Annotated in this window: 29 protein-coding genes; 23 read left to right on the top strand and 6 right to left on the bottom strand. The window is 27.7% G+C overall.

The window, feature by feature from the left end:
• The first annotated feature begins 71 nt into the window (after positions 1-71).
• Positions 72-1,283: an SH3 domain-containing protein gene (locus HH195_RS06130; RefSeq protein WP_196370229.1), complete on the top strand. Its 1,212-nt coding sequence runs from the start codon at positions 72-74 to the stop codon at positions 1,281-1,283.
• Positions 1,284-1,406: 123 nt separating this feature from the next.
• The gene (locus HH195_RS06125) at positions 1,407-2,174 is read left to right on the top strand and encodes a hypothetical protein (RefSeq protein ID WP_196370227.1); all 768 of its coding nucleotides are present in this window, start codon (positions 1,407-1,409) and stop codon (positions 2,172-2,174) included.
• Positions 2,175-2,269: 95 nt separating this feature from the next.
• Here HH195_RS06125 and HH195_RS06120 read toward each other — a convergent pair whose 3' ends face one another.
• The 3 genes from HH195_RS06120 to HH195_RS06110 form a co-directional block, all read right to left on the bottom strand.
• A complete protein-coding gene (locus HH195_RS06120; protein WP_196370225.1) occupies positions 2,270-3,985 on the bottom strand; it encodes a S8 family peptidase in 1,716 nt (571 codons plus the stop codon).
• Positions 3,975-5,888, bottom strand: a complete 1,914-nt coding sequence (locus HH195_RS06115; protein ID WP_196370223.1) for a S8 family peptidase — start codon at positions 5,886-5,888, stop codon at positions 3,975-3,977. Before HH195_RS06115 ends, HH195_RS06120 begins: the two co-directional genes overlap by 11 nt.
• Before the next feature lie 82 nt (positions 5,889-5,970).
• Positions 5,971-6,783: a PHP domain-containing protein gene (locus tag HH195_RS06110; RefSeq protein ID WP_196370221.1), complete on the bottom strand. Its 813-nt coding sequence runs from the start codon at positions 6,781-6,783 to the stop codon at positions 5,971-5,973.
• A gap of 149 nt (positions 6,784-6,932) precedes the next feature.
• Here HH195_RS06110 and HH195_RS06105 point away from each other — a divergent pair, with 149 nt between their 5' ends.
• The 7 genes from HH195_RS06105 (at position 6,933) to folK (ending at position 12,287) form a co-directional block, all read left to right on the top strand.
• Complete coding sequence (locus tag HH195_RS06105) at positions 6,933-7,328, top strand: hypothetical protein (RefSeq protein WP_196370219.1); 396 nt, start codon at positions 6,933-6,935, stop codon at positions 7,326-7,328.
• Positions 7,329-7,422: 94 nt separating this feature from the next.
• Entirely contained in the window at positions 7,423-8,013 is a 591-nt protein-coding gene (locus HH195_RS06100) for an anthranilate synthase component II (RefSeq protein ID WP_196370217.1), read from the top strand.
• Complete coding sequence (gene pabB / locus HH195_RS06095; RefSeq protein ID WP_196370215.1) at positions 8,003-9,379, top strand: aminodeoxychorismate synthase component I; 1,377 nt, start codon at positions 8,003-8,005, stop codon at positions 9,377-9,379. The genes HH195_RS06100 and pabB overlap by 11 nt, the downstream gene beginning before the upstream one ends.
• On the top strand, positions 9,379-10,119 hold the full coding sequence (locus HH195_RS06090; RefSeq protein WP_055257035.1) for an aminotransferase class IV: 741 nt from the start codon (positions 9,379-9,381) through the stop codon (positions 10,117-10,119). Before pabB ends, HH195_RS06090 begins: the two co-directional genes overlap by 1 nt.
• Before the next feature lie 46 nt (positions 10,120-10,165).
• Positions 10,166-10,639 carry an HD domain-containing protein gene (locus tag HH195_RS06085; RefSeq protein WP_055257034.1) on the top strand — a complete coding sequence of 158 codons (474 nt, stop codon included), beginning with the start codon at positions 10,166-10,168 and terminating at the stop codon, positions 10,637-10,639.
• An 11-nt stretch (positions 10,640-10,650) separates the two neighbouring features.
• On the top strand, positions 10,651-11,460 hold the full coding sequence (gene folP / locus HH195_RS06080) for a dihydropteroate synthase (RefSeq protein WP_196370213.1): 810 nt from the start codon (positions 10,651-10,653) through the stop codon (positions 11,458-11,460).
• Between the two features lie 8 nt (positions 11,461-11,468).
• Positions 11,469-12,287 (top strand): 2-amino-4-hydroxy-6-hydroxymethyldihydropteridine diphosphokinase, encoded by an 819-nt coding sequence (folK, locus tag HH195_RS06075; protein ID WP_196370211.1) that lies wholly within the window; start codon positions 11,469-11,471, stop codon positions 12,285-12,287.
• Positions 12,288-12,305: 18 nt separating this feature from the next.
• On the opposite strand, the gene HH195_RS06070 is transcribed toward folK, so the two are convergent.
• Positions 12,306-12,782 (bottom strand): DUF4883 family protein, encoded by a 477-nt coding sequence (locus HH195_RS06070; protein ID WP_196370209.1) that lies wholly within the window; start codon positions 12,780-12,782, stop codon positions 12,306-12,308.
• Positions 12,783-12,904: 122 nt separating this feature from the next.
• On the opposite strand from HH195_RS06070, the gene HH195_RS06065 reads away from it, so the two are divergent.
• Positions 12,905-13,360, top strand: a complete 456-nt coding sequence (locus tag HH195_RS06065; protein WP_196370207.1) for a hypothetical protein — start codon at positions 12,905-12,907, stop codon at positions 13,358-13,360.
• Between the two features lie 117 nt (positions 13,361-13,477).
• The gene (locus HH195_RS06060; RefSeq protein WP_196370205.1) at positions 13,478-14,533 is read left to right on the top strand and encodes a pyruvate kinase; all 1,056 of its coding nucleotides are present in this window, start codon (positions 13,478-13,480) and stop codon (positions 14,531-14,533) included.
• Between the two features lie 8 nt (positions 14,534-14,541).
• Here HH195_RS06060 and HH195_RS06055 read toward each other — a convergent pair whose 3' ends face one another.
• On the bottom strand, positions 14,542-14,964 hold the full coding sequence (locus HH195_RS06055) for a phosphatase PAP2 family protein (protein WP_235865686.1): 423 nt from the start codon (positions 14,962-14,964) through the stop codon (positions 14,542-14,544).
• A 281-nt stretch (positions 14,965-15,245) separates the two neighbouring features.
• On the opposite strand from HH195_RS06055, the gene HH195_RS06050 reads away from it, so the two are divergent.
• From HH195_RS06050 to HH195_RS06030, 5 genes are all read left to right on the top strand, one after another.
• On the top strand, positions 15,246-15,506 hold the full coding sequence (locus HH195_RS06050; RefSeq protein ID WP_196370201.1) for a hypothetical protein: 261 nt from the start codon (positions 15,246-15,248) through the stop codon (positions 15,504-15,506).
• 300 nt (positions 15,507-15,806) lie between these two features.
• Positions 15,807-16,169 carry a C-GCAxxG-C-C family (seleno)protein gene (locus HH195_RS06045; protein WP_196370199.1) on the top strand — a complete coding sequence of 121 codons (363 nt, stop codon included), beginning with the start codon at positions 15,807-15,809 and terminating at the stop codon, positions 16,167-16,169.
• 268 nt (positions 16,170-16,437) lie between these two features.
• On the top strand, positions 16,438-17,940 hold the full coding sequence (locus tag HH195_RS06040) for a sodium-dependent transporter (RefSeq protein ID WP_196370197.1): 1,503 nt from the start codon (positions 16,438-16,440) through the stop codon (positions 17,938-17,940).
• 21 nt (positions 17,941-17,961) lie between these two features.
• Complete coding sequence (locus HH195_RS06035; RefSeq protein ID WP_112365828.1) at positions 17,962-18,066, top strand: MetS family NSS transporter small subunit; 105 nt, start codon at positions 17,962-17,964, stop codon at positions 18,064-18,066.
• Positions 18,067-18,220: 154 nt separating this feature from the next.
• Positions 18,221-18,931: a phosphatase gene (locus HH195_RS06030; protein ID WP_196370196.1), complete on the top strand. Its 711-nt coding sequence runs from the start codon at positions 18,221-18,223 to the stop codon at positions 18,929-18,931.
• Positions 18,932-19,008: 77 nt separating this feature from the next.
• On the opposite strand, the gene HH195_RS06025 is transcribed toward HH195_RS06030, so the two are convergent.
• The gene (locus HH195_RS06025; RefSeq protein ID WP_196370194.1) at positions 19,009-20,274 is read right to left on the bottom strand and encodes a D-alanyl-D-alanine carboxypeptidase family protein; all 1,266 of its coding nucleotides are present in this window, start codon (positions 20,272-20,274) and stop codon (positions 19,009-19,011) included.
• A gap of 546 nt (positions 20,275-20,820) precedes the next feature.
• On the opposite strand from HH195_RS06025, the gene HH195_RS06020 reads away from it, so the two are divergent.
• From HH195_RS06020 to fabZ, 7 genes are all read left to right on the top strand, one after another.
• Positions 20,821-21,798 (top strand): beta-ketoacyl-ACP synthase III, encoded by a 978-nt coding sequence (locus HH195_RS06020; protein ID WP_196370192.1) that lies wholly within the window; start codon positions 20,821-20,823, stop codon positions 21,796-21,798.
• A 70-nt stretch (positions 21,799-21,868) separates the two neighbouring features.
• The gene (gene fabK, locus HH195_RS06015) at positions 21,869-22,798 is read left to right on the top strand and encodes an enoyl-[acyl-carrier-protein] reductase FabK (RefSeq protein ID WP_196370190.1); all 930 of its coding nucleotides are present in this window, start codon (positions 21,869-21,871) and stop codon (positions 22,796-22,798) included.
• A gap of 21 nt (positions 22,799-22,819) precedes the next feature.
• Positions 22,820-23,770 carry an ACP S-malonyltransferase gene (fabD, locus tag HH195_RS06010; protein WP_196370180.1) on the top strand — a complete coding sequence of 317 codons (951 nt, stop codon included), beginning with the start codon at positions 22,820-22,822 and terminating at the stop codon, positions 23,768-23,770.
• A complete protein-coding gene (gene fabG, locus HH195_RS06005) occupies positions 23,764-24,507 on the top strand; it encodes a 3-oxoacyl-[acyl-carrier-protein] reductase (RefSeq protein ID WP_196370178.1) in 744 nt (247 codons plus the stop codon). Before fabD ends, fabG begins: the two co-directional genes overlap by 7 nt.
• A 16-nt stretch (positions 24,508-24,523) precedes the next feature.
• Entirely contained in the window at positions 24,524-25,762 is a 1,239-nt protein-coding gene (gene fabF / locus HH195_RS06000; RefSeq protein ID WP_055257020.1) for a beta-ketoacyl-ACP synthase II, read from the top strand.
• Positions 25,750-26,268: an acetyl-CoA carboxylase biotin carboxyl carrier protein gene (accB, locus tag HH195_RS05995; protein WP_243278485.1), complete on the top strand. Its 519-nt coding sequence runs from the start codon at positions 25,750-25,752 to the stop codon at positions 26,266-26,268. The genes fabF and accB overlap by 13 nt, the downstream gene beginning before the upstream one ends.
• Positions 26,269-26,291: 23 nt before the next feature.
• Complete coding sequence (fabZ, locus tag HH195_RS05990) at positions 26,292-26,708, top strand: 3-hydroxyacyl-ACP dehydratase FabZ (protein ID WP_055257018.1); 417 nt, start codon at positions 26,292-26,294, stop codon at positions 26,706-26,708.
• Positions 26,709-26,719 lie beyond the last annotated feature (11 nt).

Below are 26,719 nucleotides of genomic sequence, written 5' to 3'. Positions count from 1 at the left end.
GCGGATTATTTTACAAAAAAGAATTAAGATGGTAAAATTTATATATAATAAGTATTTAAGGAGGAAAATAAATGAAAAAAGGAATATTATGTAAGGTAGTTTTATCAGGGCTTCTGATAGGTCAAATGAACTTATTTAATACACAAGTTGCGTTTGCCTCGGAAGATACTACTAGTGAGATTGAAAGTACAAATAGTAATTCAAGATCAGTAACGGTGGCATATATAAAGACAAATGGTGCTAACTTAAATGTAAGAAAGAGTGCAAGTACTAATTCTAGTATATTAGGAAACTTGAAAAATGGGTCACAAGTTACAATAGTTGAAACATTAAATGGATGGTATAAAATAAATTATGGATCAAGTTATGGATATATAAGCAGTAGTTATGTGAGCTTTAATGGACAATCATCAGTTACAGTGGGCTATGTAAAAACAAGTGGCTCAAATTTAAATGTAAGAAAAAATGCAACAACTAATTCGGGTATTTTAGGAACATTATTAAATGGAGCACAAGTAGAGATTGTAGAGACACTAAGTGGATGGTATAAAATTAAATATGGTAATAGTTATGGATACGTAAGTAGTTCCTATATATCAATGACTCAAAGTTCTGGAAATAATGGTGTGATAGGCAATCAAACAGCATATATAAAAACAAATGGATCAAGTTTAAATGTAAGAAAAAGTGCGAGTACAAGTTCAACTATTTTAGGAAGTTTATCAAACGGATCTGAGATAAGCGTAGTAGAGACATTGAGTGGATGGTATAAAATTAAATATGGAAGTGGATATGGATATGTGAGTAGCTCTTATGTGACATTTACAAAACCTACAACATCGTCTGCAGACATTAATACATCAAAAGTTGGATATGTTTTAGCTGATTTTACACATAGTGCATATTATAATAATGGTAGTAGTTGGGGGCAATGCGTGTGGTATGTTAAAGGACGAGCCAAAGAAAAATTAGGACATAGCGTATGGTCAATAGCAGGAAATGCGAATCAATGGTATAGTGCAGCAGTAAGAAAAGGTGCCCCTACAAGTAGTAATGTAAACGATGTTAGAAGTAATTCTATACTTTGTAGAAATGGTGGAAGTACAGGATATGGACATTTAGTTTATATAGAACATGTAGATAATAGTTCACCAGAAAAATGGATTTATTATACTGAATCTAATGTAGGTGGAACAAATGGAGCACTTAAAAAATTATCCTTTAATGATTTTAAGAGCAAAGTTGCCACAGGAAATTTTCAAGGATATATATATTTACAATAATTACCCAAAAAGACTTTACAATAAAATTGTAAAGTCTTTTTTAGTGCCATATATTTGTCATGGAATTAAATTAAAATAATATATACGCAATAAAGTTTAAATTTATGAAAGGAAAATCTCGTTATGGGAAAAAAAGAAAAACCAAGGAATTTAAGGGTGGATAAAAAAATACAGAAAAATAATAAATTATTGTATATTATAGGTTTGATAATTGTTTGTATAGCATTGTTTTTTAGTGTAAATTATTATCTATCTAGAAATTATGTATATAATATTCCTTTTACCAATTTAGATGTTAATGGAAATAATCCTATAATAAATGCTAATTTAAATAATGTAGGAAATGTATACTATGTAAATAATAATAAGTTAGAAAAAATAGATGATAATAACAAGATAGAGGCTTTAAAAAATTCTATTACAGCACAATGTACTAGAGAGTATATATCATTATCTGGCGGATATCCTAGAATAGTTAGGAACTATATAATATATCCTTATAAATCCACGCAAAATAGTAATTTAACTAAAAACTCAAATGAAGATAGTTCAAATAATAATACGTCTGTAGTTTATAGTTTGGAAGGAAATGTGAATAACAATTCTTTTAAAGGAGAAGTTACGACATTAAATTCAAATACTGGGGAAGGACAAATAGAATATACCATATCACAAAATAATCAAAAAGATAATTATATAAATGTTTATATAAATAATAATGATATAACTTTAACTCCGTCAAATATTAAAGAGAGCAATGCTTCATTTAATGTTAATTTATCTCAAGGAACTTATAAAATAGATTATAATTTTGGCAATGTTGAAAATGCGGAGAAAGTATTAAATGGCATATATAATTATGTGATTTATGGTAATTTAAATAATCAATAAAATAATAGGAAGTAAATATTATTTACTTCCTTAAATATATTTAGTTTAACTGTATAGTTTTTTGATGAAGCGTTGAATTGTATAAATATAATTACCTATGTCATATTCCTAAAAACTTTTATCATATCTAAAATACCAAAGCCCCATTGGGGGTTTGGATAAACATCACCAGAACGTTTTCTAGTTCCTCCTGTCAAATAGTATTTTATACTTTGAGAATATATATTTGGGTCGTTTCCATTTATTATTCCCCATTCAAGCAAAAGTGCACAGGCACCAGCTACAACAGCTGCAGAAACACTCGTTCCATTTACTGTAGATATAGTAGTGCTATTAGCTCCTATGGTTTGAACATTAACTCCGCCGGCTGCTAAATCTAGTACGTTTATTATATTGTTTAATGAAGAAGTACCAGAACTTATTACAATATTATCATTATTTTGATTATAACAAGCCACTGTAATTATATATTTTGATGTGCCAGGGCTTGTAACTGTATTATAAGGAATTGGAGACAGAAATTGCGTGTTTCCTACAGTAATCCCTTCTTGTGGAATCCATGCGTTGAAAACTCCATTTAATGTATAATCAGCATTTAATTTAAAAGTCCATGTACCAGATTGAATATTATCTAAAAATACAGTGATAAGTTCATCGCCGCTTAATTGCTCTGGAATAGAATAGCTTATTTTAGCAGTGGTTTGTTCAAAGATAAATGTGTTAGTATCTTGGCTATTTAAAGTACTAGGAATAACTCCAGTGCTTTCGCCAGATGGAGAAAGAATACTTAAAGATAATTTATGGGGTTCGCTAATCCAAAATTCCAATAATAGATTTTTTTGTTCAGGAGAAATATATAGTTGAACATTATTAAAATCACCAGAATTAGATAGCATTCCTGATGTGTGATAACCTTTGTTAGCTTGATTTCCAGAACCTGTAACCATGACTATACCTCTATTTATAGATAAAGTATCAATAATATCTTCTAATATTCCTTCACCATTATGATTCCCTAAATTAGAACCTAGAGGAATATATACAACCATAGGAGTATTAATATTTAATGCATAATTAACTAGGTATGTTATTGCTGAGGATATAGATGTTAAGTCAAAAATAGGGAGATTTTCTCTTGTTTTCAAGGGAGGGTTTATATAAGGTGCAAGTTTAACTACTGCAAATTCACAATTAGGTGCAGCACCTTGTAAGTTTGGATTTACTCCAGTTGCGCCAATAACACCAGCCATGGATGTGCCATGTCCTATTGTATCTTTACTATTTACTATATCATAAGGATTTCCACCAGATTTACTAGCGTTTATAGCATCAGTTATTTGCTCTTTGGTATATTCTACTCCAAAAGGTACGTTCTGATTAGTTCTATCTGTTGGAAGTGTTTGATCCCATATTCTATGAATTCTTGTTTCACCATTTTTAAACATAAATTCAGGATTTAAATAATCAATGCCTGTGTCAACTAAGCCGACTAAAACTCCATTTCCAAATAAAGATAATGGATTGTCAAGGTGTAAAAGATTAATGTTAGCAGCAGTCATAACAGTGATAGTTTCGAGAGTGTAGATATAGCCTCTTTTTATAAAAACAATTGCAGGGAGATCTTTTTGTATAGTATCTATAGAATTATTAACGGGAATTGAAACTATAGCATATTTATCATCAATAATGGTTGCATAAATATAGGGATTTTTTATTGATTGCGAAATTATATCTCCTTGATATTGTGCAACATAGTGTTTATACAGAGGATTTATAAATAAATCGTTTGGTGCAGAAGGATCAGCTTTCATAAATATCATCTCCTAATTCTTTTGGAATTCTTATAAATAAATTTTTATTAAAATATTCTATATAATCAGAAAAGACAGCATATCCTCTGTTCCCACTTATAAAATTGAAAGTGCCTTCTAAATCGAGTTTTCCCCAACCCCATTCTTTATTAGGATAAGAATCTATGCTTCTTTTAGATGTTCCGTATAATAAATAACATTTAGCTTTAATAGCATTCATTGATATATCATTTTTATCAACTATTCCCCATTGGAAGAGTAGGGCTATAGATCCTGCAACAACAGCAGCAGCACAACTAGAACCAGATACAAAAACTGTTTTACCATCAGGAGATGTAGCTTTAAGATTAATTCCTGGTGCTGTTAAATCTGGTTTTATAATATTTTCTAGAGTAAAACCTTTTCCACTTTCAGAAACGATAGCATTTAAGGTTTGGTCATAATAAGATGTTGCTAAAGCATTTCTACTAGCTGAGGGAATGGTAAAAGTAACATAAGGATCTGGATTTAAAAACTGTGTTCCATCTGGTAAAGTTTCTTTTGGTGGTAACCATATATCATATCTAAAAGAGTCATCATGTTGTGATTTTAATTGAATTGTCCATATGCCAGGTTTTATATCAGAAAACTCTAATACTATCATTTGATTACCAGTAACAGCTTCTGGTGTAAAAATTGAAACATCTAAAGTAGTGTTTTCTTTTACGTATTTGATAGCCCTATATGCACGAATTTTAGGCATTATAAATTGTGAATTTTGACCAGATGGAGAAATAATGTTTATAGCAGCTTTACCGGGTTTACGACACCATACTCTAAACGTTAAGTGTTTCATTTCTCGAGGAATTGAAAGTTCAGAGGACTTGGTTTCTCCCATATTGTTTAAAATAGCAGAAGCATGTCCATTAGCTGAACCTTGATTTCCAAATCCACAGATAATAGCAGTCGACCTACTAGAAGCAAGAGTATTTAGATACCTTGTAAAGATAATATTGCCATCATGGCTTTCTTCAGTGCTACCAGTAGATATTATTATAACAACTGGTTTATTTTTAGAAATAGCTGTTCTTGATATAAACTCTATTCCAGCCATTATTTCTGATGGAGTGTATGTTAGTACGTTACTTATTCCATTTTCTAAATTTGTCTTAGTAAAATTAGGAGATGGGAATAATTTAACAATTACAAATTCACAGTCATTTGCTACACCTTCAATAGATTTGTCATAGCCTCTAGCACCAGCAATTGATGCTACATAAGTTCCATGACCAGTTTCATCTTTACTAGGAACAATAGAGTATGGGTCTCCTCCTTGTTTAGAAAGAACTATCGCTTTATTTATATCATCATTTGTATAAGTTGTACCAAGATATACACCTTTTTCAGGATCAGTAGGTAAAGTTTGATCCCAAATGGCTACAATTCTAGTTGTATCATCTTCTTTTATAAATTCCTTATTTAAATAATCAATACCAGTATCAACTATTCCAATTAAAACATCACGCCCTGTTAAAGAAAGATAAGGATTTATCTTTATATTAGATATATTTGAAGCATCTAAATAGGAAATTTGTTGCAAAACATGCATAGTTCTAAAATTTATAGATACTATAGCAGGGATATCTTTTCTAGCTCTTTCTAAATCAGATGGCTTAATTGCGATGATGGCATATTGTCTATTTAAAATAGCAGCACAAAGATATTCATATTTAGATACTTGTTCTAAAATATTTCCCCTATATTCAACCACAAAATGTTGATAATCAGGATTTTTATACATACTTGTACAATTTTTCTTTGGTATATCCTGGGTTGGAGACAACGGCACAGTAGATGGTATTTGTGTAGATAGTTCAGAGGTTTGGTGTGGTATTTTGGGAGAATCTTGTGTAATTTCGGACATAAAAAAACTCCTTTTAGTAATTCATATTTAATAATATGATAAAAGGAGTAAAGATATTTGATATTAATTAATATAGTTATTGTTAGATGGAATTATAAGAACTTAAAAATTTTTGAAAATCATCATATTCTAGAGTCATTGAGCCTAGGATTCCATGTTTTTTATCGTTAAAGCTGTGAAAATCTGATCCACAAGATATTAAAAGATTTTTGTATCTTGCGTAAGATACAAATTTATCGGTTTCATATTTAAAATTTTGAGAATAGATAGCTTCGATTCCATCAAAAGGAAATTTCAAAACATCATTAATTAAATTTTGCTTAATAAGTTTTGGATGTGCTAAAAAAACTAAAGCGTTATGTTTTTTTAAAAATTCTATACCAAAACTTAAGGATATTAATTTATTAGGTATATAAGCTGGACTAGAATCATTTAAAAATTTTTTAAATATATCATCTATTGTATAGTTATATCCGGAGTCGATAATAGCTTTTGCAATATGTGGTCTAGCAATAATACCTTTATTAGATGATAAAATTTTATTATAATCTATGGATATATTAAAATATTTTTCTAAATTAAATATAATTTGTTTTGCTCGTTGTATTCTGTGTTCCTTTAAATTTTTTAAAAAGTTTTGAAAATCTAAATTTTTATAAGATTGATCTTTAAAATACCCCAAAATATGTATACTAGAACCTCTATAGTTACAGCTAAGTTCGATTCCAGGAATAAATTTTAGGTTGATTTCTTTAGCGGCTTTACAAGCCTCTTCTATACCGTCAGTTGTATCGTGGTCAGTTAAACAAAGGAGTTCTAGATTTTTATTTTTAGCATTTAAAACAATATTTTGTGGTGAAAGAATTCCATCAGATGCTGTTGAGTGACAATGCATTTCTATATTTATATTAATAATAACCACTTCCTTTTTATAAATTTTTTATAAATATTTTATCATATAAATTGAACTTTTAAATTTTTTTAACAAATATTTATTAGATTTAATAATCTATATGTATACAAATTTTAAAAGGAATTAAATGTATGGATTATGGTTTTATGGTTATTTATATTTTAGATTTTAACACAGAAATGCCTATAAAAAGTGGAGAAATAACAGTATATGAACATAAAAGTTCCAATATAGTTTTTTACAAAATGATAGATAAAAATTTTTCTGGTAAAACTGATAGGATAAAGCTTAAAGCTCCTAGTAAACTTTTATCACAGTATCCTATACAAAACGCAATATTACCGTATAGTCTTTATGATATTAAGGTAAAAGCTAAGGGGTATGTTGATGATTTAATATTAGGAGTGCAAGTATTTCCTTATGAAATAGCAATTCAAAAAATTTTAATGATAAAACTTCCAATTGGGAGTAAACAAGGTGAAATAACTAATGTTATAATAATTCCACCTAATACGTTAGTTCAATAGGATATAATAATATACAAATATAAATAAAAATTTTGATAATAATATCTGTTTTTTTGTTATAATACTTATAATATAAAAAATAGAGGTGAATTAGTTGTTTTTAATAATTGATAATTATGATTCTTTTGTGTATAACCTAGTTAGATATTTAGAAGAACTTGATGAAGATGTCTTAATTAAGAGAAATGATAAAATAACTTTAGAAGAAATAGAAAATTTAAATTTAGATGGAATAATAATATCCCCAGGTCCAAAAGCACCTAAAGATGTACCATTTTGTCTTGAAGTAATAGAGAGATTTAAGGGTAAGATTCCAATATTGGGAATATGTCTGGGACACCAATGTATAGGATATTATTTTAAGTGTTCTATAGTAAGGGCAGAGTATCCTGTTCATGGGAAAATACATGAAATAGTTCATGATAATTTAGGAATTTTTAAAAATATAAAAAATCCATTAAATGTAACAAGATATCATTCTCTTAAAATAGATGAAAAAAGTATTCCTAAAGATATTGTAGTTACAGCTAGAACAAAGGAGGGAGTAATTATGGGGATAAGGCATAGATTTTATAATATAGAAGGAATTCAATTTCATCCAGAAGCTCATCTTACTGAATGTGGTCATGCTATGTTTAAGAATTTCATAAAAAAATGCAAAAAGGGTGATAAAGTTGAATTTTAAAATAAAAGAGATAAAAACAAATGTGAGTAGTTTAAATATTTATGAGGTGTTTAGTAATAAAAAGGAAACAATATTTTTAGATAGTTCTAAGGAAGATAGTAAATTTTCTAAATACTCTTTTATAGGAATAAATCCATTCATAAAATTTACAGCATATAAAAACGATATAGCTATATTAGATTATAAAAATAAAACAAAAAAATTTATAAAAGGAGATCCTTTTTTAGAACTTGAAAAACTTATATTAAAATATAAAGTAAATTATCCAAGTAAAATACCATTAGTTTCTGGAGCATTAGGATATTTTTCTTATGATATAGGCAGAGTAGTTGAAAATATTTTAGATACTGCTATAAATGATGTTAAAGTTCCTGATGCGTATTTTTTGTTTTATGATAATATAATAATATTTGATTTAGAGGAAAAAAGAACATATGTGACTTCTTTAGGCGTTTTGGATTCAGAAAGTGAGTCGATAGAAAAAATAGAAAGTTTAATAAAAGAAAAAGCTAAAACAGAACAAAAATATTTTAATGTAGATATAGAATCAAAAAATATATTTTATTCAAATTTTGAAAAGAGTACTTATATAGATGGCGTAAAGAAAGTTAAAGATTATATATTATCAGGTGATGTATATATAACAAATTTTACACAAAGAATGTGGTGCTATTCTAATGAAGATGCTTTTAGAATTTATTCAAAACTTAGACAAATAAATAAGGCACCTTTTTCAGCATTTTTGAATCTAGATGATTTTGAAATAATAAGTTCATCTCCAGAGAGATTTTTAAATACTGTAGATAAAATTGTTACAACAAGACCAATAAAAGGTACAAGACCTAGAGGTAAAGATAAATTAGAAGATGAAAAAAATAAATTAGAACTTTTAAATAGTGAAAAAGATAAAGCTGAACTTTTAATGGTTGTGGACTTAGAAAGAAATGATTTAAGCAAGGTTTGTGAAAAAAACACTGTAAAGGTAACAGAACTTTTTACATTAGAGAGTTATGCAACAGTTTTTCATTTAGTATCTGAGGTAACAGGAAAATTAAAGGAAAATATAACTTCTATAAAATGTATGAGAGAGTGTTTTCCAGGAGGCTCTATAACGGGAACTCCTAAAATACGTTCAATGGAAGTTATTGAGGAAATAGAAGGGATAAGAAGAAATATATATACAGGTAGTATTGGATATTTTGATTTTCGTGGAAATTGTGATTTTAATATAATTATAAGAACGATTTTAAAAAAAGGTAATAAGGCTTACTTTGGAGTAGGTGGTGGAATAACAATAGAGTCAGAAGAAGTAGCAGAATATGAAGAAAGCTTAGATAAAGCAAAAGCGCTTATGAGGGTTTTATAATGGATTATATAGATGGCAAAGAAGATAGAATAAAATTAGATAAGGGATTGTTTTTTGGAAAGGGTCTTTTTGAAACAATATTAGTTAAGGAAAGAGCTATTTTTTTAGAAGAACATATAAATAGAATAAATAACTCTTGTAAAATTTTAAATATAGAAAAATATGTAGAATATAATGATGTTTTAAATTTTATAGAAAAAAATAATATAAAAAACAAAGCTTTAAAAATAACTATAACAGATAAAAACATTATATATTCAACTAGAGATATTCAATATAAGAGTGAGGATTATAAAAGAGGTTTTTCCATTTGCTTAAGCTCTGTATTGAGAAATTCAACTTCTATGTTAGTTTATGTAAAATCTACTTGCTACATAGAGAATATTATGGAGAAAAATAAAGGAAAAAATTTAGGGTTTGATGAAATTATATTTTTAAATGAAAAAGGATATATAGCAGAGGGTGCAACCTCTAATATATTTTTTATAAAAAATAATAAAATTTTCACACCAAAAGTTAAGTGTGGAATATTAAACGGCATAGTTAGACAGTGGGTTGTAGATAATTTTATTGTGGAAGAGGGAGAGTATAAAATAGAGGATTTATTAATGTCAGATGCTATATTTATAACAAATAGTATAGTTGGGATTATGAAAGTTTGTGAGATTGAGGGAAAAAAATTTAATAGCCATGATAAAATAGAAGAAATAATAAATTGTTATAAAACGTATATAAAATAGATTTCTTAATTTATGTATGATTTAAAGATTGGGGATTTTAAATAAAATGGACAGGGTAAATAAAATACTTAACAATGAAAAATATAAAGATTATTTAAAGAAAAATAATTTTTATGAGAAAAATAGAGAGTTTTGTAAACATGATATGGAACATTTTTTAGCTGTGGCAAGAATAAGTTATATACTTTGCTTGGAAAAGGGATTAAATGTAAATAAAGATATTATATATGCAGTAGGACTTTTACATGATATAGGAAGATGGCTTCAATATGAAAAAAACATTCCACATAATATATCATCGGTTAATATTAGTGAAGAAATTTTAAAAGAATGTGACTTTTCGCAAGATGAAATAAAAATAATACTGGATGCTATATTAAATCATAGAAATAAGCAGTGTAGAGATTTAAATAAAATATTTTATAGGGCAGATAAATTGTCTAGACAATGTTTTGTTTGCAGTGCTAGTGATAAATGTTATTGGGGAGAAGATAAAAAAAATAAAGACATAATATACTAAAGGAGATTTTTATGAAGATAGGTGTAAAAAATTTTGATTTAGGAAAAAGAACAATAATAATGGGGATATTAAATTTAACCCCAGATTCATTTTCTGATGGAGGAGAATTTAATTCTATAGAAAACGCTTTAAGACAAGTTGAAAAATTAATAAAAGAAGGAGCAGATATAATAGATATTGGGGGGGAGTCTACAAGACCTAATCATACGCCTGTAATAGAAGAGGAAGAAATAAGAAGGGTAATTCCTATAATAAAGGCAATAAGGGAAAAATATGATATACCTTTATCTATTGATACTTATAAAGGGAAAGTAGCTGAAGAAGCAATAAAGGCTGGAGTTAATCTTATAAATGATGTTTGGGGTTTGAAAAAAGATTCATATATGGCAAAAGTTGCAGGGAAATATAATATTCCATGTTGTATAATGCATAATAGAGAAGATTCAAACTATAATGATGACATAATAAATGTTATGAAAAAAGATTTGAGGCAAAGTATAGATTTGGCTATTGAAAATGGTTTATCTAAAGAAAATATAATTTTAGATCCTGGAATTGGTTTTGCAAAAAGTTATGAAGATAATTTAGATGTTTTGAACAGATTAGAAGGACTTAGAGATTTAGGATATCCTATTTTGCTTGGAACATCTAGAAAATCTGTTATTGGAAATACATTAAATCTTCCACCAAAGGAAAGGTTAGAGGGAACATTAGCTACAACGGCTTTAGGAATAGTTAAGGGTTGTGATTTTATAAGGGTTCATGATGTTTTAGAAAATAAAAGAGTTGCAATTATGACAGATGCAATCGTAAGAAGGTAGGGATTTTTTTGAGTAATGACAAAATAGTTATAAGAGATTTAGAGATTTTTGCGTTTCATGGAGTTTTTGAAGGAGAAAAAAGTGTTGGACAAAAATTTTTAGTTTCTTTAGAACTTAGTTTAGATTTAAGCTTGGCTAGTAGAAATAATGATTTAACAAAAAGCGTTCATTATGGAGAGCTTTGTGAGAAGATAGAAGCAGAATTTAAGAAAGAAAGTTATGATTTAATAGAAACAGCGTGTGAAAAACTCTGTGAATTTGTACTGCTAGAGTATGATATAGTTAATGAGGTTAAGGTTATTGTAAAAAAACCATGGGCTCCTATTCATAAAAGTTTAGATACAGTATTTATAGAGATGACAAGGAGATGGAGTAAAGCTTATTTATCTTATGGGTCGAATATGGGGGATAAACGTGAGTATATAGAAAGAGCGTTAAAAATCTTGGATGATTCCAAATTTATAAAGTTGATAAAAAAATCAACCCTTATAGACACTAAACCTTGGGGATATACTGAACAAGATGATTTTTTAAATGGCGCTTGTATAATAAAAACAATTTTAAATCCTACATCTCTTATGGAATTTTTATTAGACGTTGAGAAAAAACTAGATAGAGAGAGAAAGATAAAATGGGGACCAAGAACAATAGATTTAGATATTATATTTTATGATGATTTAGTGACAGGTGATGATTTTATAACTCTTCCACATCCAAGAGCACATTTAAGGGAGTTTGTTTTAGAGCCTATAAATGAAATAGCTCCAAATAAAATACATCCACTCTATAGAAAAAGAGTATTTGAACTTTTAAATGAAATAAAATAAAAGCAAAAAGCCAATATATTATTGGCTTTTTGCTTTTTCAAAGATATATTCACAAAATTGTTCCATTTTAAAAGCATTGGGTATATCTTTAAGACTTAAATAATCCTTTTCGTATTTTCCATCCCAAGGGTATATTGAAATTAAATCATCTCCATAGACATCTAAAATCATCTTGTCTTTTTCAGTAGTTATAAAAAGTGTATAAATAGGCTTACTAGGTAAATCATTTGGTGTTTCTAAGAGATAGTTGCTATCTTTTATATTTTTTAAAAGGTCATCTAATATGGAAAGATCTTCATTAGTAACGTTAATATTTCTATATACATTTCTATCTAAAATATGGATTTCAAAAGAATTATCGGATATTAGATTGGATAATTCATAGGTATAGTAATTTGAATTTGGTTTTTCTCTATTAAAAATATTTTCTAAAGTGCAACCAGAAAGCAATGTTACTAAAATAATTAAAGTAAACATTTTGATATATCTAATCATGTAAGTATCACCTCACAATAATTTATGTAAATATTCTCTTTAATAGAACCTTTTAAGAAATGTATGAATAATATATAGTACAAAATTATGCATAATAAGATAAAATTAGGGGGGATATTTAATTGAAATATGCTATTGATATAGAAAATGAGGAGATTAAAAAGAATGTAATTAAAAATTTACAAAATAAAGGACATAATATTGTAGATTGTATACAAGATAAAAGTTTAAATATTGGAGAAAGTCATTATAAGAAAGCTCTGTTAACTAATATTACAAAGCCTGAAATATTTTTAAGATTTATATATGTAAAAAATAATGATGAAAGGTTAGAGATTTTTGCGGATGAAAATGTATTATCTAAGGTCATGTCCTTTAATTTTGAAGCTTTATTAGAAGAGTTTAATTTAAAACAGTTATTTATGAAAAATGGTAGAGAATTATACTTGATAAAGAATATAGAATGTGCGTCGATTATAATTAGAATGACAACAAGTAATATATATAATGAAGAAAAAATAGCTAAGTTTTTATGTGATTTACTAGAAATCATTTCTATTAAATCACATAAAATATAAGATTTGTATTTTGCTAAAATACTTTAGGGTGTTTTAGCAATTATTTTATGTGAAATTATAATATTAGAAACGTTAGTTGAATAGTATTTAGTATAAATAATTAATAAAGGGGAAGTTATGAATATAATAGCTACAATTGGGCCTAGAAATTGTAAGCCTTATGCAATAGATCAAATAATAAAGGGTGGATGTAATTTTGTAAGAATAAATCTTTCACATGGTAATTATGATGATATAGAAAATACAGTTTTATACATAAGGAAAAATTATAAAGATGTCAAAATTATTATGGATTTACAAGGAAATAAAATAAGAGTATCAAAATGTTTAAAAGATGTATTTAAAATAACGTTAGGAGAAATAGTTTATTTTTGTAGTGAAGATGATTATGAATGTGTTTTGAAAGAAAAAAGAACAAGTAATATTATACCTCTTAATATAAAAAAGCAAATGATTTTAGATAATAAAGGATATAAAAAAATTTATATGAAAGATGGAACTATGGAATTTGATGTGCTAGAGGTCTCAAAAAATTATATAAAAGCTATGACTAAAATAGGGGGAATTGTAAGGGCTGAAAAAGGGTGTAATCTTCCAGGAATAAATAGGACAAGTTGGAGTATGACTAAAAAAGATATACATGATATAAGTTTTGCATTGAGTAATGAAGCAGATGTAATATGTTATTCTTATTGTTCTTATTATAATCAATGTGTTGAGTTTAAAGAGGCGGTTTTTAAAAGTATAAAACAGTTTGGGAAAATACCTAAACTTTGGGGTAAAATAGAAACTAAAGAAGGTATAGAAAATATAAGACAAATAGCAAATGAATTAGATGGTATAGTAATAGCAAGAGGTGATTTGGTCCCAGAAACAGGACTTTTTAATATTCCTTTAATACAGGAAAAGATTATTTATACTCTAAAAAATACTAAAAAAGAAATAATAGTAGCAACTAGTGTATTAAGTTCCATGAAATATTCAGTAAGACCTACAATAAGTGAATTAACTGCTATTTATAACTTACTTAAGAGCGGTATAACAGGATTCATGTTAACAGGTGAAACGACTGTTGGAAAAAATAGCAGTGAAGTTGTAAAAACGTTAAGTGCTTCTATAAAATATTATGAAAGAATATTAAATAAGGGAACAAAGAAAACAAAAAGATTGTAAATTTTAATTTACAATCTTTTACTATGTCTTTTTACACTTAATGAGTTTTTGTGTTTAATAAACTTTAAATATAAGATTTTAGTTATTAAAAAACTAAAATATCCTAAGAAAATTCCGCATATAACATCGCTAGGATAATGAACTAATAGGTAAATTCTTGAAAATGATATAATAAAGGCTAATGAATAGAAATACCATTTGTATTTTTTGAAAAAATAACCAAACATAAACGCACAAGCAAATGCAGAAGATGTGTGTCCTGATGGAAAAGAAAAACTGCTTGGTTTTTCTATTATTATGTTAAGATTGGTTAATGTAATGAAAGGTCTGGGTCTTTGTATTAAATGTTTTAAAAGTATTTCACCAAAAAGAGTGTTTATAAATAAAACAGATAAAACTAAAAAACCGATTTTTCTATACTTACTTTTCATTATTAATATAATAGATATTAAAATCCATATGAAACCTGAATTGCCTAGTTTGGTAAAAAAAATAATAATAGGATTTACAAAATCATTTTGTACATGATTTTGTATAAAAAAAAGCGTATTATAATCTAAATATTTAATAAAATTCATAAAATATCCTTTCTAAACAATTAAAACAATAATATTATTAATTATTTTAACAGTTTAACAAAAAAATGTATATAGAAAATAAAGAAGAATTAGCATATACTGTATTAATATAAAAGTAAATGGGAAGTTTTATCATGAAGATTAAAACTAAAAGTGGAATAACCGAAAAATTAGATTTTGAACGTATAGTTAATCAACTTCAACAAATGGCTTTGGAAAAAGATTATTATTTCACAGAATTAGATATCAATTATTTGATTAAAAATATAAAAAATGAGATAGATAATTTTGTGAAAGATGGGGAAATACTATCAGTTTATGATTTACAGCATATAATAAGATTGGTTTTAATTAAAAGTAAGTTTAAATGGATATGTAGTGAATTTTATGTATAATGTAAGTTAACTTTAAAACTATGTTTTAATACGCCTTTGAATATATTTAGTTTTGAGAAAAAACGATATTTATTCATAAATCGCGTATAAAACATAGTTTTTTTATTAGAAAATTTGCTAAAAATATATGTCTAAAAGGAAGGAAAGTTGTTATTAAAGGAATTTAGAAATTATTAAAATGTAGATAAATATAAAAATTATTAAAATGTAATATTTATAATTAAATTAATGATATAAAATAAAATTATTATATAAATAAACTTGTTATATAAAATATTTATTAATTAAGGAGACTTTGAAATGACAAAACCATCAGAATACCATAGATTAGGTTACACATGTTCAGAAGCTATAATAAAATCATATAATGATGAATTTAAGACTGATATGCCAATATCATTAGCAAGTGGTATGGGTACAGGCTTTGCATCTGGGAGTTTATGTGGTGCTCTTGGAGGTGCAACCATAGTAATTGGATACTTAAGGGGTAGAAAAAGTAATGATGAAATTAATGAGGCAAGAGCTCTTACAAAAGAATTAATGGAGAAAATACAAATACAATATAATACAGAAATTTGTAAGGAATTAAAACAAAAAAGAATAAGTTGTGGTGAAATAATAGACTATACTTATGAGGTATTAAAGCAAATACTTAGATGTTAAATAAAATAAATTTATATTACCTATAGTAGATGATAATAAATCTATTATAGGTTTTTTTATAAAATTATTATTAAAGTATTTAAATTGATAAAATAATAAAATTATAAAAATATATTAATATTTTAGGAAAAATAAAAATAAAATCTATAAAATATAAAAAATGTTCAAAAAAATATTGATAAATATATTAAAATAATATATCATATAATAAAGATTTGTATGGTAAAAAAAAATAATTAATAAATAAAATGGATAAGGAGGAATTTAAATGGAGCAAGAAAGAGAGCAATGGGGAAGCAAAATGGGATTCATAATAGCAGCAGTTGGCTCGGCAGTTGGATTAGGAAATATATGGAGATTTCCATATTTGGTTTATTCAAATGGTGGAGGCGCATTTTTAATTCCGTATTTTTTTGCAATATTTACAGCAGGAATACCTCTTTTAATATTAGAATATGGAGTTGGTCATAAGTTTAGAGGCTCAACACCATTATCAATTGCAAAAGGAAATAAGAAATGGGAGTGGCTTGGGTGGTGGCCTAGCATAAATGCATTTATAATTCTTTGTTATTATTCTATGATTTTAAGTTGGGCAATAAATTATCTTAGATTTAGTTTTTTTAAATCTTGGGGAAGTGATCCTAATGGATTCTTTTATAATAATTTCTTAAATTTATCATCATCTCCTTTTCAACTTGGAGGAATTGTATTTGTAATACTATTTGGAATAGCATTACTTTGGGGAGTAAATTGGTTTATATGTTTTAGAGGTATAAAGTCTGGTATAGAAAAGGTTAATAAAGTGCTTTTACCAGTTCTAATATCAATAATGATTTTTATAGTAATAAAATCAGTTAACTTAGAAGGTGCTTCACTTGGATTAAACACATTATTTACGCCAGATTGGTCAATGGTTTTGAAACCAAAAGTTTGGGTTGCAGCTTATGGACAAGTATTTTTTTCGCTTAGTATAGCAATGGGGATAATGATGACTTATTCAAGTTATCTTCCAAAGAAAACCGACATAAACAATAGTGCTTTTATGACCGCCTTTGCTAATTGTGGATTTGAGTTTTTATGCTCTATTGGAGTTTTTAGTATTTTAGGGTATATGGCAACAATTCAAAATGTTTCAGTTGGAGAGGTTGCAACAAGTGGTATTGGTCTTGCATTTATAGTATTTCCACAAATATTTAGCACTATGGGGGTTATTGGAAATGTTATAGGAGCATTATTCTTCTTATGTTTAATATTTGCAGGAATAACATCTAGTGTGTCATTAACTGAAGCTGCAGCTGCTGCAATTATAGATAAGTTTGGATTTGAGCGTAAAAAAGTAATAACAATTATATGTATTGTAGGTTTTCTATTAAGTTCAATATTTGCTACTGGAGCAGGACTATATTTCTTAGATATAATAGATAATTTTATAAATAATTATGGAATAGTTGTAGTAGGATTATTAGAGGCTATATTTATAGGATATATAATAAAGCCGAAAACTATTAGAAAACATACAAATTCTATATCATATTTTAAAATAGGAAAATGGTGGGATTTAGCTATAAAATATATAACACCAGGAATGCTTTTATTTATGTTGATTCAAAGCTTTTTAACTGAACTTAAATCTCCATATGAAGGATATTCAGTTTGGGCACTGATATTATATGGATGGGGAGTAGTCGGATTTGGCATACTTGTTTCAATATTAATAAGTAAAAAACCTTGGGAAAAAAATAAATTAAGTAGCGAGGTATTAGATGCTTAAAAAAGAAAGGAGAGATATTTTATGACAGGGACAGCAATTGGATTTTTTATATTTGGTGCAACAGTTCTTTGGGGAGGGTTTGCATCGACTTTAGGAATAGCAATTAAAAATGAAAAAAATAATTAGTTATTAAAGAAGGTGGATTTTTATTTAAATCCACCTTCTTTTTTAGAAATTAGATATTGCTATTATTTTTAATAAATTTTATAATTTATTAAAAGATAAATTGATTGTTTAAATAACAATAATTGTAATATATAAGTTTTAGGAGGAGAATACTTTGAAATCATTTATAGATTTACACTGTCATACGATATCAAGTGGTCATGCATATAGTACTATATCGGAAAATATAGAGGAAGCTGTTAAATGTAAGTTGAAGTTTTTAGGTATGTCAGATCATGCGCCTAACATGCCAGGGGCTAGTCATTTATTTCACTTTTATAATTTAAAAGCTATACCAAAGGAAATAGAAAGTGTTAAAATTTTAAAAGGTGTAGAAGCAAATATTGTAGATTATGATGGAAATATTGACATTCCAGATGATTTAGGAGAAAAGCTAGATTATGTGATAGCAAGTATGCATCCACCTTGTGTAGCATTTGGTAGTATAGAAGAAAATACAAGGGCTGTTATAAAAGCTATGAATAATAAATATGTTAAAATAATTGGTCATCCTGATGACTCTAGATATCCTTTAGATTACGAAAAAATAGTAAAATATGCAAAAGAAAAAAATGTTTTATTAGAAGTAAATAATTCATCTTTAAATTCAGATGGATATAGAGCTGGAGCATTAGACAATTATAAAATAATGCTAAATTTGTGTAAAAAGTATAAGGTTAAAGTTATACTAGGAAGTGATGCACATATATCTTATGCAGTTGGGAAATTTCCTAATTGTGAAAAATTATTAAAAGAAATTAATTTTCCAGATGAGTTAGTTATAAATTACGATGAAGCATATATAATAGAATTTTTTAATATATAAATTAAGTTTTGAAAAATTTTATGTTAGTATGAAATAAAAAAGAAGGATTTAATTTAAATCCTTCTTTTTTTATATAATTATACAGATATATTATGCTTTTTAGTTGATTTTTTCCTTAGAATTTTAATTATTACAAACAAAAAGATAAATAAAATAATCGATAAACATATTAAATATATAACAATATTTTTCTTTATTAAATCTTTAGTAGTTATATTTGTATATATATTGAAAGTTTTAGTTGCATTTCTTTCTTGAATAGTAAGAGTACCTATTACAGAATCTTTAGATAAATTCCAAATATTAACATCAGCATTAAGGGATATTTTACTCTCTAAAGTATTTATATCATTAAAGTATTGATATACATCTTCTTTAAGTATAAATGGTATATTGTAAGTGATTTTAGGTCCAAAAAATTTAAAGAGTTTAAATTCTAAGTCTTCTGTATCTACAGTCTCACCATTTTTGTAAAGTATAGAGGGTTTTACTTCATAACTATAATCAATTATTTTTTCCATATCATTAAAGTAATCATCAGACGTGGAACCTAATATTACTCCTAAAATTTGTCTGCCATTTCTCTCATAAAGCGCTACTAAACATCTACCGGCTTTTGTGGTGAAACCAGTTTTTCCTGCTAAGCAACCATTTTTATTTAGATTTTTATTTCCATTAGTTAAAGTTATAGAGTTTTCATCATTTATATCTAGATTAGCAGTAGTAGTTGATGCAGCATTTAAAACCCAAGCATTTGAAAATGCATACTGTCCTAGAAGAGATAAATCATAAGCTGTTGTATAGTGCTGTTTTCCGTTTAAGGCCTCTTCGGTATCTAAACCACTAGGAGTTGAAAAATGTGTATTATGCATATTGAGTTCTATAGCTTTTTCATTCATAAGATTTGCAAAGTTATCTACATTTCCAGAAATAGCTTCAGCTATAATAGTTGCCATATCATTTCCAGAATGTAATAAAAGACCTTTCATAACATTATTGGCGGATATTAAATCTCCTGAGGAGAGATTTAAAGAATAATCCTTGTAAACAGAACTAGATGGTTGATTTAAGGCAGTATTTGTTATAGATAGCATATCTGATGAATTTTTATTTAAAGAAAGTAACGCTGCCGTCATAAGTTTTGTAGTAGATGCGGGTTGAGCTTTTTCATCAGCATTTTTAGCGTAAATTATTTCATTAGTTTGAATATCTATTGTAATTGCTTTATCAGCTGTTATTTCTATATTATTTAAATCTTGAGCGAAAGCATATCCTGTATTTAAATCACTTAAGATAAAAAAAATAATTAAAGTAAAAGTTAAGTAGCTAAATATTTTTTTCATAATTCTAATTCCCCTTTAATATAAGTTGAGTTTTGATTGTTTTTTTGTAATAAAAAATATAAAATTACATGGTATAATAATTTTAAAATAATAATGTTAATCTCTTTAAGTAAATTATAAATGATATTAAATAAAAAATGTATATAAAATGTAAAAAATAAATAAATTTTACTAATGTTAATTATAGTATTAGATTGGAAATATAAATTTATTAAAATTAAATTTGTTTTATTGAGAAAAATTATGTTTTTAAACTTAGTTTTAATAAAACATACTACTAATTTCCATAAATAGATTGACATTTAAAAAAAATAGTATTATTATTCTAATTAACTTTGACAATCAAAAATTTTGAATGAATATTGGGAAAATAAAAATTATTTTTAATATATTTTAACTAAATATTAGAGATTTTAAATTATTTAATACAGTTTATCATTATAAACTAGTTTTAATATTCTTATACATAAAATTAATCAATAGATTTGTCAGTAAGTTTTTTAAAATGAGAATTTATTAATAAACGTATAGATAAGGAGAAGAATTATGTCAGGAGCAAAAATTTTGGGATATGGAAGTTACTATCCAGAAAATATTGTAGATAATAATTATTTAGCAAAAATTGTAGATACATCTGATGAATGGATAACAAAACGTACAGGTATAAAAGAAAGAAGAATTTCATCTGGTGAAACTGTAGCACAAATGGCAGCAAAAGCTTGTCAAGAGGCTATGCAAAAGGCAAAATGTAAGCCAGAAGAAATAGATTTAATAATAGTTGCAACAATAACACCAGATAGTGTATGTCCATCAACTGCATGTATTGTTCAAGATATGTTAGGATGTAAAAATGCTACATGCTTTGACATTTCAGCTGCTTGTTCTGGATTTGTTTTTTCATTAATAACTGCTAATGCTCTTATAAAATCTGGAGAATATAAAAAAGCATTAGTTATAGGTGGAGAAGTTTTATCAAGAATTATGGATTGGCAAGATAGAAATACTTGTGTCTTATTTGGAGATGGAACAGGTGCTTGTGTTTTAGGGCTTTCAGAAGAAAACGGTGTTTTAGCAACATATACTGGTTCTGATGGAACGTTAGGTATTAAGAGTTTAACAGCTGGAAAAGTTGTACCATCTTCTAAAATATGCACTACCATAGAAGAAGTTAAAGTCGATCATATATGGATGGATGGACGAGGAGTATTTAAGTTTAGTGTTAGAATGTTGCCACAAGTGGTTTTAAAGCTTCTTGAAAAATCTGGATTATGTATAGATGATATAAAATATATTGTGCCACATCAAGCTAATTTAAGAATAGTTGAGGAAGCGGCAAGAAGATTAGAGTGTCCAATCGATAAATTCTTCACTAATTTAGACAAGGTTGGAAATACATCAGGAGGAAGCATTCCAATAGCACTTGCGGATATGGATAATAGAAATCTTTTGAAAAGAGGAGATAAAATTATAATAGTAGGATTTGGTGCTGGTTTAACTTGGGGTGGCGCTTTAATAGAGATGTAGAAAAAAATTTCTAAATACACTATAATTATAGAGGTGTTTAATTTTATTTTATGAATATGGAGTGGTGATTATGAAAGAGGACATATGTAAATTATTGAATATAAAATATCCAATACTGCAAGGTGCTATGGCTTGGATTTCAGATAGTTCTTTAGCAGCAGCTGTGTCTAACGCTGGAGGAATAGGTATAATAGCTGGGGGTAATGCACCAGCTGAATATATAAGAGAAGAAATAAAAAAATGCAAGAAGTTAACGGATAAACCTTTTGGACTTAACATAATGCTTTTATCAGAAGATGCACCTAAGCTTGCTAAGATAGCTGTGGAAGAAGGCGTTGAAGTTATAACAACAGGAGCGGGAAATCCAGGGAAGTATATGGATATGTGGAAAGAAGCAGGAATAAAAGTTATTCCGGTAGTTCCATCTGTAGCTTTGGCAAAAAGAATGGAAAGATTAGGTGCTGATGCTATTATAGCAGAGGGTTGTGAATCAGGAGGACATATAGGTAAATTAACAACAATGGCATTAGTTCCACAAATTGTTGATGCGGTTAATATACCAGTTTTAGCGGCAGGTGGTATTGCAGATAAAAGAGGTGTTGCTGCGGCATTTATGCTTGGTGCTAACGGGATACAGGTAGGAACGAGATTTTTAGTTTCTCATGAATGTACTATACATGAAAATTACAAAGAAGCAGTAATTAAAGCTAATGATATAGATACGGTAGTTACAGGAAGATCAACAGGACATCCAGTTCAAGTAATAAAAAATAAATTAGCTAGACAATTTATGAATTTAGAATCTAATAATGCACCAGTAGAAGAATTAGAGAAATTAGGAAGGGGAGCACTTCCTAAAGCTGCGAGAGATGGAGATGTAGAACTAGGTTCGGTTATGGCAGGACAAATTTCAGGACTTGTAAATAAGAGAGAAAGTGTTAAAGAAATAATAGAGGACTTATTCCAAGAGTATGATAAAGTAAAAAATTATTTTAATTAATAATTAATTTTAGGAGGAAGCATGAAAACAGCGTTTATATTTTCAGGGCAAGGTGCTCAATATATAGGTATGGGAAAAGAACTCTGTGAAAACATAGATGAATGTAGAGAAATTTTTAATAAGGCTAATAATGCATTAGGTTTTGATATAACAAACATGATATTAGAAGGTAATGCAGACGAACTTAATATAACAGAAAATACTCAACCAGCTATTTTAACAACATCGATAGCTATACTTAAAGCTTTAGAAAAAAATAATATAGCGCCTGATGTAGTTGCAGGACTTAGTTTAGGCGAATATTCAGCTTTAGTTTCAGCGGGAGCTATAGATTTTTTAGATGCTGTTTCTTTAGTTAAAAAAAGAGGTAAGTTTATGCAAGAAGCAGTTCCACTAGGTGTTGGAGCTATGGTAGCTGTTATAGGACTTTCAAGAGAAAAGGTTCAAGAAGCAGTAGAAAAAGCTAAGGAAAAAGGTATAGTTGAAATTGCAAATTACAATACGTCTAAACAAATTGTTATAGGTGGAGAACTTAAAGCAGTAGAGTATGCTAAGGAAATAGTTTTAGAATTAGGTGCAAGGAGAGCGATATCTTTAAAAGTTTCAGGACCATTTCATACATCAATGCTTCATGAGGCTGCATTAAAACTTGAAAAAGAACTTAAAAAAGTTGAATTTAAAGAATTAAATGTTCCACTAGTGTGCAATGTTGAGGGAAAGTTTGTACAAGATAAATCAGAAATTATTCCACTTCTTGTAAGACAAATAGAATCTTCAGTAAGATGGGAAGACTCTATAAAGTTAATGTTAGAAAATGGAGTAGATACGTTTATAGAAGTTGGACCTGGAAGAGTTTTAAGTGGTTTTGTTAGAGATATAAGTAAAACTTTAGAAAAAAGGGTTAATATATTTAATGTGGAAGATTTAAAGAGTTTGGAGAAAACTTTAGAAGGGATGAAAAGCATATGTTAAAAGGGAAAAATGCAATAATTACAGGAGCATCAAGAGGAATAGGACGTGAAATTGCATTAACTTTAGCTGAAAATGGTGCTAATATTGTTATAAATTATAGAAATTATAACAACGAAATAGAAGCTTTAGTTAAAGACATAGAAGCAAAAGGTGTAAAGATTGTTACTGTAAAATGTGATGTTAGTAATTTTGAAGAGGTTGAAAATTTAATATCAGAGGCAAAAGAAAAATTAGGGTCTATAGATATTTTAGTGAATAATGCTGGAATAACTAAAGATGGTCTTTTAATGAGAATGAAACAAGAAGATTTTGAAAGTGTTTTAGATGTTAATCTAAAAGGTGTGTTTAATACAACTAAACTTATTACACCTATAATGATGAAACAAAGAGCAGGTAAAATAATAAATATATCTTCTGTAGTTGGATTAGTTGGAAATGCAGGTCAATGTAATTATGCAGCATCTAAAGCTGGAGTTATAGGTTTTTCAAAATCTATAGCAAGAGAACTTGCACCAAGAGGAGTTAATATAAATGTTGTTGCACCAGGTTATATTGATACAGATATGACAAATGGATTGTCAGACAAGGTAAAAGAAAGTATACTTCAAACAATACCTATGAAAAAAATGGGGTCAACTAAGGATGTAGCAAATTTAGTTTTATTTTTATCATCAAGTTTATCAGATTATATAACAGGTCAAGTTATAAATGTTGATGGTGGAATGGTTATGATATAAAGGAGGATTTTAAAATATGACAAGAAGAGTTGTTATAACTGGATTGGGAGTAATATCTCCAGTTGGATGTGGAGTAGAGAAGTTTTGGAATTCATTAAAGGAAGGACAAAATGGAATAGACTTTATAACTCATTTTGATATAAGTGAATATAAAGCAAAACTTGCGGCTGAAGTTAAAGATTTTGAAGTTGAAAAATATATGGAAAAGAAAAAAGCTAAAAGATTAGATATGTATTCACAGTTTGCAATAGCTTCAACAAAAGAAGCTATTGAGGATAGCGGTCTTGATTTAGATAACATAGATAGAGAAAGAGTAGGAGTTATATTTGGAACTGGTGTCGGAGGTATTGGAACTGCTAAACAACAAGTTGAAACTTTAGCTTTTAAAGGACCTAGAAGAATATCTCCTTTTGCAGTGCCAATGTTAATTTGTAATATGGCAGCAGGAAATATAGCCATAGAATTTGGATTGAAAGGAAACTGCATAAGTATAGTAACAGCTTGTGCTACATCAACTAATTGTATAGGTGAAGCTTATAGATCAATAAAGCATGGTTATTCTGATATTGTGGTAGCAGGAGGATCAGAAAGTTCAATTGATGGATTCTCAATAGCTGGATTCCAATCATTAACAGCACTTAGCACGTCAGAGGATAAAAATAGAGCTTCTATACCATTTGATAGTGATAGAAGTGGGTTTGTTATGGGAGAAGGTTCAGGAACTGTTATATTAGAAGAACTTGAAAGTGCTTTAAAAAGAGGAGCAAAAATTTATGGAGAAGTAGTAGGATATGGAACAACTTGTGATGCATATCATATAACATCACCATCTCCAGATGGAGAAGGGGCTGCAAAGGCTATGAAAATGGCAATGGATGAGGCAGGAATAGATAAAAATGCATCTTTATATATAAATGCTCACGGAACTTCTACAAAAATAAATGATAAAATGGAAACATTAGCAATAAAAACTGTATTTGCTGAAAATGCTAAAAATATACCGGTAAGTTCTACAAAATCTATGACAGGACATCTTTTAGGAGCAGCTGGTGCAATTGAAGCAATAGCAGCAATAAAAGCCATGAAAGAGGGATTTTTGCCTCCAACTATAAATTTAAAAAATAAAGATGAAGATTGTGATTTAGATTACATCCCAAATGTAGGAAGAGAACAAGAAGTTGAATATGCAATGTCAAATTCATTTGGGTTTGGTGGCCATAATGGAAGTATTATTTTCAAAAAGTGGAGAGAGTAAAAGATATGTTAAATTACAATGAAATTAAAGAATTAATAGATATAATAGATAAATCATCTTTAAGATGTTTTGAACTTGAAGGTCAAGATATTAAAATTAAAATGAATAAAAATCTAGAGTTTTCTCAAAATTTTGAAGATGAAACTATAGTAAAAAATGTTGAGAATAGAAAGTCTAATAATGAAGTTTCAAAAACTGAATTATCTAATAGTACAGTTAGTAATAAAATTAAAGAAGAAGTTAAAGATGAAGCAAATGAAGAAGATGGCAATTTCAAAATAGTTAAATCACCTTTAGTTGGAACATTCTATTCTGCATCATCACCAGGAGAAGAACCTTATGCTAAAGTCGGAGATAGGGTGAAAAAGGGAGATGTTTTGTGCATTATTGAGGCTATGAAAATAATGAATGAGATAACATCAGAATATGATGGTGAAATAGTTGAGGTAATGTGTAAAGATGATGATATAATAGAATATGGGTTGCCACTATTTAAAATAAAATAGATAAGAATAAGGAAGAATTTGTTATGGATATTAAAGAAATAATGGAAATAATACCTCATAGATACCCATTTTTGTTGATAGATAAGGTTGAAAGTATTGAAGGAAATAAAATAGTTGCAAAAAAAAATGTTACAATGAATGAAAATTTTTTTCAAGGACATTTTCCTCAAGAACCTGTTATGCCAGGAGTTTTAATAATAGAGGCTTTAGCTCAAGCAGGGGCAGTATCTTTATTAGCTAAAGATGAATTTAAAGGTAAAATAGCATATTTTGGAGGTATAGATAAAGCTAAGTTTAGAAGAAAAGTTGTACCTGGAGATACATTAACTTTAGAAGTAGAGTTAATAAAAATGAGAAGTAAAGTTGGGGTTGCTAAAGGAGTTGCTTACGTGGAAGGCAAAAAAGCAGCAGAGGCTGAACTTACCTTTATAGTTGGATAAAGAGGTGATTT

The sequence above is a fragment of the Candidatus Sarcina troglodytae genome (assembly GCF_015708635.1).
Taxonomy (GTDB): Bacteria; Bacillota; Clostridia; order Clostridiales; family Clostridiaceae; genus Sarcina; species Sarcina ventriculi.
Note: the sequence above shows the minus strand (reverse complement) of the source record. Positions and strands in the feature narration are given on the sequence as shown.

Coding starts and splice junctions, on each gene's coding strand:
- fabZ (WP_055257018.1), top strand. CDS start 26,292: ATGGATATTAAAGAAATAATGGAAATAATACCTCATAGATACCCATTT.
- HH195_RS06110 (WP_196370221.1), bottom strand. CDS start 6,783: ATGCATTGTCACTCAACAGCATCTGATGGAATTCTTTCACCACAAAAT.
- HH195_RS06025 (WP_196370194.1), bottom strand. CDS start 20,274: ATGAAAAAAATATTTAGCTACTTAACTTTTACTTTAATTATTTTTTTT.
- HH195_RS06045 (WP_196370199.1), top strand. CDS start 15,807: ATGACAAAACCATCAGAATACCATAGATTAGGTTACACATGTTCAGAA.
- HH195_RS06120 (WP_196370225.1), bottom strand. CDS start 3,985: ATGAAAGCTGATCCTTCTGCACCAAACGATTTATTTATAAATCCTCTG.
- fabF (WP_055257020.1), top strand. CDS start 24,524: ATGACAAGAAGAGTTGTTATAACTGGATTGGGAGTAATATCTCCAGTT.
- HH195_RS06020 (WP_196370192.1), top strand. CDS start 20,821: ATGTCAGGAGCAAAAATTTTGGGATATGGAAGTTACTATCCAGAAAAT.
- HH195_RS06125 (WP_196370227.1), top strand. CDS start 1,407: ATGGGAAAAAAAGAAAAACCAAGGAATTTAAGGGTGGATAAAAAAATA.
- folP (WP_196370213.1), top strand. CDS start 10,651: ATGAAGATAGGTGTAAAAAATTTTGATTTAGGAAAAAGAACAATAATA.
- HH195_RS06115 (WP_196370223.1), bottom strand. CDS start 5,888: ATGTCCGAAATTACACAAGATTCTCCCAAAATACCACACCAAACCTCT.
- fabK (WP_196370190.1), top strand. CDS start 21,869: ATGAAAGAGGACATATGTAAATTATTGAATATAAAATATCCAATACTG.
- fabD (WP_196370180.1), top strand. CDS start 22,820: ATGAAAACAGCGTTTATATTTTCAGGGCAAGGTGCTCAATATATAGGT.
- HH195_RS06130 (WP_196370229.1), top strand. CDS start 72: ATGAAAAAAGGAATATTATGTAAGGTAGTTTTATCAGGGCTTCTGATA.
- HH195_RS06055 (WP_235865686.1), bottom strand. CDS start 14,964: ATGAAAAGTAAGTATAGAAAAATCGGTTTTTTAGTTTTATCTGTTTTA.
- HH195_RS06050 (WP_196370201.1), top strand. CDS start 15,246: ATGAAGATTAAAACTAAAAGTGGAATAACCGAAAAATTAGATTTTGAA.
- HH195_RS06085 (WP_055257034.1), top strand. CDS start 10,166: ATGGACAGGGTAAATAAAATACTTAACAATGAAAAATATAAAGATTAT.
- HH195_RS06040 (WP_196370197.1), top strand. CDS start 16,438: ATGGAGCAAGAAAGAGAGCAATGGGGAAGCAAAATGGGATTCATAATA.
- HH195_RS06035 (WP_112365828.1), top strand. CDS start 17,962: ATGACAGGGACAGCAATTGGATTTTTTATATTTGGTGCAACAGTTCTT.
- HH195_RS06070 (WP_196370209.1), bottom strand. CDS start 12,782: ATGATTAGATATATCAAAATGTTTACTTTAATTATTTTAGTAACATTG.
- fabG (WP_196370178.1), top strand. CDS start 23,764: ATGTTAAAAGGGAAAAATGCAATAATTACAGGAGCATCAAGAGGAATA.
- HH195_RS06060 (WP_196370205.1), top strand. CDS start 13,478: ATGAATATAATAGCTACAATTGGGCCTAGAAATTGTAAGCCTTATGCA.
- HH195_RS06105 (WP_196370219.1), top strand. CDS start 6,933: ATGGATTATGGTTTTATGGTTATTTATATTTTAGATTTTAACACAGAA.
- HH195_RS06090 (WP_055257035.1), top strand. CDS start 9,379: ATGGATTATATAGATGGCAAAGAAGATAGAATAAAATTAGATAAGGGA.